The sequence below is a fragment of the Mycolicibacterium hodleri genome, from assembly GCF_025822245.1.
GTDB classification, from domain to species: domain Bacteria; phylum Actinomycetota; class Actinomycetes; order Mycobacteriales; family Mycobacteriaceae; genus Mycobacterium; species Mycobacterium hodleri.
In genome coordinates this window covers 70618-77331 of record NZ_JACKTL010000050.1, presented here as the reverse complement: position 1 = coordinate 77331, position 6714 = coordinate 70618, and the positions used below count along the sequence as shown (strand labels likewise).

Below are 6714 nucleotides of genomic sequence, written 5' to 3'. Positions count from 1 at the left end.
TCTGGCTACTCCCCGCGAGAATGGTCTGCTGCCCAGGCGCGCCAGAGCTGGGCGTAACGCCCACCCGCCGCGACCAGGTCATGGTGGCTTCCCTCTTCGACGACCCTGCCGTGGGCCATCACGATCACCCGGTCGGCCGATGCGGCCTGGGTGAGTCGGTGCGCGATGATCAGTGTCGTGCGGCCCGCGGTCACCGCGGCCGCCGCGCGCTCCAGCTCCCGGGCTCCCTGACTCCCGGCCTCGGCGGTGGCTTCGTCGAGGACCGCGACGGTGGGGTCGGCGAGCATCAGGCGTGCCAGCGCAAGTTGTTGCGCCTGAGCCGACGTCACCTCGTGACCGCCCTCGCCGACGACCGTGTCGAGCCCGTCGTCGAGTCCTGCGACCCACTCGTCGGCGCCGACCGCGCGCAGCGCGTCACGCACCTGGTCCTCGGTGGCATCCGCCTTGGCCAGTCGCAGGTCGTCGACGAGCGTCCCCGCGAAGACGTGCACCTCCTGGCTGACGATCGCAATGTGTCTGCGGCGCTGTTCGGCGGTCAGGCTGGACACGTCGACGCCACCGATGCGCACGACGCCCCGCTGAGGTGTCAGTGCCCCCGCGGCGATTCCGGCCACCGTGGACTTTCCGGCGCCCGTCGACCCGACCAGCGCCACTCGCTGGCCCGGCTCGAGCCGGATGCTGACACCCTGCACGACGGTGTGGTCACCGTCGTAGCTGAAGTGCAGATCCTCGAGGTCCAGAGACGCGTCCCGCGGCTCGGAATCCGGTGCGGCCGTTCGCCGGCCAGCCGCGTCGGGCATGGTCACCAACCCGACCAGGCGGGCCAGGCTCGCGCCGGCGTCCTGGGCCTCGTCGAAGGTGAAGAGCAGCTCGCTGATCGGGCTGAACAGGCGATGGAAGAGCAGCGCCGCGGCCGTCGTCTGACCGACTGTGCCTTCGCCGGTCTTCACCAGCCAGAACCCCGTCACCAAGATGACGGCCAGCCCGATGAACTCGGCGCGGTTGATGCGGCCGACGAACCGCGTGAAGAGGGTGAACACCGTAAGCGAGATGTCCCGGACGCGGGCGGAGGCGACCTGAATCGCGCTCTGGTGCTCGGCGTGCAAGTCGTAGGCGTGTACGGTCGCCGAGCCAATCATGCTCTCCATCAACACCTGTGAGCGTTCGGCAATGGCTCGCCGCTCCTCGGCGTAGCGGGGCGCCGAGCGTGGCAGGTACCAGCGCAGCGCGAAGACGTAGAGCGGCAGCGCGATCGCGCCGGCGAGTCCGAGCCGCCAGTCCAGGCCCACCATCGCCGCCAGCGAGAGCACGGCCAACAGGATCGACGAGAACATCGTCGGGATGACGTCGCTCACCGCCTTGCCGATCGTCGCGACGTCGGTGCTGACGCGGGAGAGCACGTCCCCACGCCCGACCCGTTCCACCGTCGCCGTCGGCAGCGACAGCGCCCGCTCGACCCCGGCCTCGCGCAGGTCTGCCAGCGCGATGGCGCCGAGCCGGCCGATGAAGTAGTTCGACAGCCCGCTCGCCAGCCCGCCGACCACCGCGGCGGTGGTGACGACGACGGCGATCACGACGATCACCGACGGCGGGGAGCCGTCGACGATGCGGTCGACGAGGACACCGAGCACGTAGACGGGCAGCACCGCGGTCGCGGCGGCGATCAGCCCCATGAGCACCGTCAGCAGTCCGGATCCGGCACGGCTGCGCAACTCTCGGCGCAACCACGTCCACGTCTCGCGACCGGTCGCCACCGGCAGGATGTCGCCCTCGGCGATCATCGTCGTCATCGCAACCCTCGGTTCTTCGCGCAAGCGCTCATCGCAACACCGCCGATTGATAGTCCTCGCGCCGCATCAGCTCGGCATGCGACCCCGAAGCCACCACCCGACCCCCGTCGAGGAACACCACCCGGTCGGTCGACGCGAGCAACGCCGGACTGCAGGTCACGATCAACGTCGTGAAGTTCCCCGCCCGGGGTCCGTGCCGCAGCTCCGTGATGCCCTGGGCCACGGCGCTTTCGGTGACGGCGTCCACCGCGGTCGTCGGCTCGTGCAGGACGAGGACGGGGGCCCGGCGCAGCAGGGCGCGCGCGAGCGTGAGCCGTTGCCGCTGCCCGCCCGAGAGGCTGGCCCCGCGTTCGGTGACGCCGTGGTCGAGGCCACCACCGTGCACCTCGACGACGTCGACCGCGCACGACGACCGCAGCGCGGCGTCCAACTGATTACCGTCGGCCACCTCGCCCCCGGTGAGCAGGTTCGACCGCAGCGACCCGGTGAAGAGATCGGTCTTGTGTGGCTCGACCAGAAGCGCTCGGTGCGATTCCGCGAGGTCGAGATCCTCCAGCTTCACCCCGCCGACCCGCACCTCTCCGCCGTACTCCCCCGGAACCAGTTGTCCGGACAGCACTTTGACGAGGGCGTCGGCGTCGGCGGACCGAACGGCGACGAGGCCCACCATCGCGCCGGGCTCGACCGACAGCGTGGCGCCCTTGAGCGACCCGTGCCGGACGTCGCGCAACTCCAGTGCGTGCGGGCCCGCGTCGAGCTGGGCCGTCCCCGGTGACAACGCGACCGGCGCGTCCTCGACCCAGCCGACGCGCACTGCGGAGGCACGGGCTTCGGCGACCCAGCTGGGTACGTCGGCCATGGTCTTGAACGGCTCCAGCAGGAACTGGGCCAGGCCGATCACGGTGACCAGTTCACCGATCGAGATCTGTGCGCGCAACGCGAACCAGCCTGCGGTGACCGCGATCCCGACGGCCAGCAGCGAGCTCATCGCCGTGGAGACGCCGATGTAGACACTTTGGGAACGGGTCGCCAGAAGGGTGGCGGCCAACGCCTCCTGGCTGACCGCGCGATAGCGGTGCGTGGCAGCGTCCTCGGCACCGATGCCGCGCAGGGGCCGCAGTCCGGCGACCAGGTCGGCCGACATCGCCGTCGCCTTGCCCGCCAGTTCCTGTTGGTCTGCGACGCGCCTGGTGATCACCGGGCCGCCGAAGTGCAGCAGGTACAGGATCACCGGGGTCCCGATCAGCACCACCAGGCCCAACGGCACGTCGACGGACAGCAGCACCCCCGCGCACACCACGATGGCGGTGACCGACCCCGCGATGCGCGGAACGTAGTCCAGCAGATAGGACGTCTCGTCGGCGTCCGTGCCTGCGATGGACAGCAATTCGCCGCTGCGCAGCGGAGTACGCAGCCGGAAGGGATGCAGGATCCGCGACGAGAGGTCGACCCGGAGCTGGTGTCCTTCGGTCGCGATGGCGCGCATCAGATACCTGGCGCCGCTCTGATAGCAGAGGGTCAGCAGGAGGAACAGGGCCGCGAGTGCCGCGACCCACACGACCAGCTGGCCGACGTCACCGGTCTCGACGGCGCGGCCGATGACGACGCCGATCATCACGGGGACCATGGCCTCGCACAGCTGGTGACCGCAGATCAGGAGCGATCCCACGGTGAGCAGCCGGGCATTTCGGGTGACGGTTCGCCGCAGGACCGCGTTGCCCGTACGCGTTTCCTCGCTCGTCGTCGGCGAATCCGTGGTCGTGGCTACGATGTCGAGTCAGCTCCTGGTGAGGCAGCCGCCATCCGCTCCCGGAGGCTCTTCGGACGCATGTCGGTCCAGTTCTCGTCGACGTAGTCGAGGCACTCCTGCCTGCTCGACCCGCCCTCGGCGCCGAAGACGATGGTCCAGCCACCGGGAACCTGCTTGAACGTGGGCCACAGCGAGTGCTGCTCCTCGCCGTTGACGAGCACGTAGAAGCTGGCCGTCTCGTCGTCAAATGGGTTGCCCGACATGTGCTCTCCTCAATAATGACCTGGGGGTGCCGTCATGGCCCCTGGCGCACCCTTGGCGCGCCCACCGGAACCACGCAACCCTATCAAAGGTTAGGCTAGCCAAATCTAGGTACACATGGGAGGTGGATCATGCGGGTAGCAACGTTCGGATACCAAACCTGGGGTCACAAGACCTTGGAGGCACTCGTCAAGTCGGATCACGACGTGGTTCTGGCGGTCACGCATCCGCCGAGTGACCAGCCGTACGAGTCGATTTGGTCGGATTCCGTCGAGGAACTGGCACGTGACCACGGCATCCCGGTTCATCTTGCGCAGCGGCCCGACGCCGAGCTGATCGAACGCGTGAGGGCCGCCGAGCCCGACATCATCGTCGCCAACAACTGGCGGACTTGGTTGCCGCGGGAGTTGTTCGACCTGCCGCCGCACGGCACCCTCAACCTGCACGACTCGCTGCTGCCGAAGTTCACCGGCTTCTCCCCCGTCATCTGGGCGATGATCAGTGGCGCAACCGAAGTCGGGCTGACGGCCCATCGCATGGACGACGAACTCGACACCGGCGACGTCGTGCTGCAGCGGTCCATTCCGATCGGACCGACCGACACGGGAACCTCGCTGGTACGCGCGACCATCGACCTCATCCCTGACGTGTTGATCGAATCGCTGGACCTCATCGAGCAGGGCACCGCGACCTGGACGCCCCAGAATCTCGACGAACGCACCTTCTTCCACAAGCGGTCCGCCCGGGACAGCATCGTCGACTGGCGTTGGCCTGCAGAGGATTTGGACCGCTTCGTCCGCGCACTCTCCGATCCCTATCCGAACGCCGTCACGTATTGGCGGGGCCAGCGGATCCGCATCCTGCGGGCCTCGGTGTCGCGCTGCCGCTACGGGGGCACCCCGGGCCGGGTGTTCATCGCCGAGGGTGACGGGATGGTCATCGTGGCGGGCCCGCACTCCCATCGTGGCGACGCGCCCGGGCTCGTCGTCGAGGTGGTTCGCCTCGACGACGGCACCGAGCTACCCGCGCTGGAATTCTTCGGACGCGGTGGCGGTTATCTGACCGATCAGCCCTAACCCGCCGAGGCAGTGCCGACGGTGCGGCGGCGAGACGGACCGAAAACCGGGTCGTTGGCGATGGATTCGACGATCTCGCCGCACCGCACGGCAATGTTCGAGATCAGCGACGAGCTGAGGCCGTGGGTGTGCTCGGTACCGCCCTGCAGATAGATCGCCCCCGGCACGTCGCGCGCCGTCCGCAACCGATAGTCACGCGCCACCTCGGGCCCGTCTGCCGAGAACACCTTCGGGTCGCACAGGTCGCCGAGGATGTCGGGCAGCGACATCGGCGCGAAGCCGGTGGCGTAGACCACCGCGTCGCAGTCGAGCGTCTCGACCGCCTTCGTCGGATGATGCTCGACGACGACGCGGACTCCGCCCTCGTCCTCGGTTGCCGACTGGATGCCCGAGGCGCCGTGGAAGTACAACCTGCGGTTGCCGGCCACCCGTTCGGCGTACTCCCGCGCGTAGAGTGCCTCGATCAGCGGCAGGTCGACGCACGAGTAGTTGGTGGCGCGGTGATAGTCCAGCAGCCGCTGGCGCACCGTCGGTTCGGCGGTGTAGAAGTCGTCGACCGCGGCCGGATCGAAAACCCGGTTGGCATAGGGACTGTCGTCGGCCGGGCTGTACCCGTACTTCGCGAACACGCCATGTACCTCGGCGTCCGGGTACGTGGTGTGCAGGTAGTCGGTGACCTCGGCGGCGCTCTGCCCCGCCCCCACCACCACGAATCTCCGATGCGTGATCGAAGGCAGCGTCTGCAGCTTGTCGAGCACCTCGTGGTTGTGGAACTGGCGCGGCGTCTCGGTGACCCCGCCGGGAAGCTGGGGCCGCAGCCCGCCGGCGAGCACGACGGCACGGGCGCGCAGCGTTCCACCCGTCGCACCGTCGACGTCGACGGCCAGGCAGTCACCCTCGTCGCGGACGGCCACCGCCCGGGTGCCGTAGTGCACCGTGGCCGACACTCTCGCCGCCGCCCACTCCAGGTAGTCGTGGAACTCCAGCCGCGTGGGAAAGAACGTCTGGTGGTTGATGAACTCGTTGAGCCGCCCACGCTCGGTCAGGTAGCTGAGGAACGTGTAGCGGCTTCGCACGTTGCGCTGACTTGCCAGATCCTTGAGGAACGAGATCTGCATCGTCGTGCCCGGGATCAACATGCCGGTGTGCCAACCGAATTCCGCCTTCGACTCCACGAACTCGGCGGTGATCGCCGGCCCGTGCTCGCGCGATTCGTTGTGCTCCTCGATGGCGATCGCCAAGCCGAGGTTCGAGGGTCCGAACCCAACGCCGACGACCCCGAGGACGTCGTCGTCGGTGCGTGGTCGGTGGTTGCCGTTCATGGTCAACGTCATCACCGGCTCGCCAGTTGGTCGACCGACCCTGGGACGGGCTGGGCCGGGTCGACGCCGACGGCGACGATCCGGTTGCCCTCGTCGACGTGGACGACGCGTGGCGCGTGGCGCGACACCTCGCCTTCGTCGAGCTGTTGGAACGACATGATGATGACGAGATCACCGGGGTTGATCAAATGAGCTGCGGCACCGTTGATTCCGACGACTCCGGAGCCGGCCGCACCGGTGATCGCGTACGTGGTGATCCGGGCCCCGTTGGTGACGTCGACGACGTCGACCTGTTCACCCTCCAGAATGTCCGCGGCTCGCATGAGGTCCTGGTCAATGGTGATCGACCCTACGTAGTGCAGGTCCGCCTGGGTGACGGTGGCGCGATGCACCTTGCCCCCCAGCATGGTTCGGAGCATTGCTTGCCCTCCAGCGTTGTTGACGTCCGTGGCAACCGACGCATCGACAGTCGGTCGTTAGAGAGGTTACCCTAACCTTAGAAGGTTCACAGACTC

The 6714-nt window shown here is 68.2% G+C and carries 6 protein-coding genes; 1 reads left to right on the top strand and 5 read right to left on the bottom strand.

Annotated elements, in window-relative coordinates:
- Nucleotides 1-5: 5 nt before the first annotated feature.
- The 3 genes from H7J06_RS21260 to H7J06_RS21250 form a co-directional block, all read right to left on the bottom strand.
- Nucleotides 6-1781 (bottom strand): ABC transporter ATP-binding protein, encoded by a 1776-nt coding sequence (locus H7J06_RS21260; RefSeq protein ID WP_372515375.1) that lies wholly within the window; start codon nt 1779-1781, stop codon nt 6-8.
- Nucleotides 1782-1818: 37 nt separating this feature from the next.
- Nucleotides 1819-3459 (bottom strand): ABC transporter ATP-binding protein, encoded by a 1641-nt coding sequence (locus H7J06_RS21255; protein ID WP_264041085.1) that lies wholly within the window; start codon nt 3457-3459, stop codon nt 1819-1821.
- A gap of 95 nt (nt 3460-3554) precedes the next feature.
- Nucleotides 3555-3803 (bottom strand): MbtH family protein, encoded by a 249-nt coding sequence (locus H7J06_RS21250; protein WP_264041084.1) that lies wholly within the window; start codon nt 3801-3803, stop codon nt 3555-3557.
- A 129-nt stretch (nt 3804-3932) separates the two neighbouring features.
- On the opposite strand from H7J06_RS21250, the gene H7J06_RS21245 reads away from it, so the two are divergent.
- Nucleotides 3933-4877, top strand: coding sequence for a methionyl-tRNA formyltransferase (locus H7J06_RS21245; RefSeq protein ID WP_264041083.1), 945 nt, complete (start codon nt 3933-3935; stop codon nt 4875-4877).
- Here the strand turns inward: H7J06_RS21245 and H7J06_RS21240 are convergent.
- Complete coding sequence (locus H7J06_RS21240; RefSeq protein ID WP_264041082.1) at nt 4874-6211, bottom strand: lysine N(6)-hydroxylase/L-ornithine N(5)-oxygenase family protein; 1338 nt, start codon at nt 6209-6211, stop codon at nt 4874-4876. The two genes, H7J06_RS21245 and H7J06_RS21240, sit on opposite strands and share 4 nt — an antisense overlap.
- Complete coding sequence (panD, locus tag H7J06_RS21235) at nt 6211-6618, bottom strand: aspartate 1-decarboxylase (protein WP_264041081.1); 408 nt, start codon at nt 6616-6618, stop codon at nt 6211-6213. The genes H7J06_RS21240 and panD overlap by 1 nt, the downstream gene beginning before the upstream one ends.
- Nucleotides 6619-6714 lie beyond the last annotated feature (96 nt).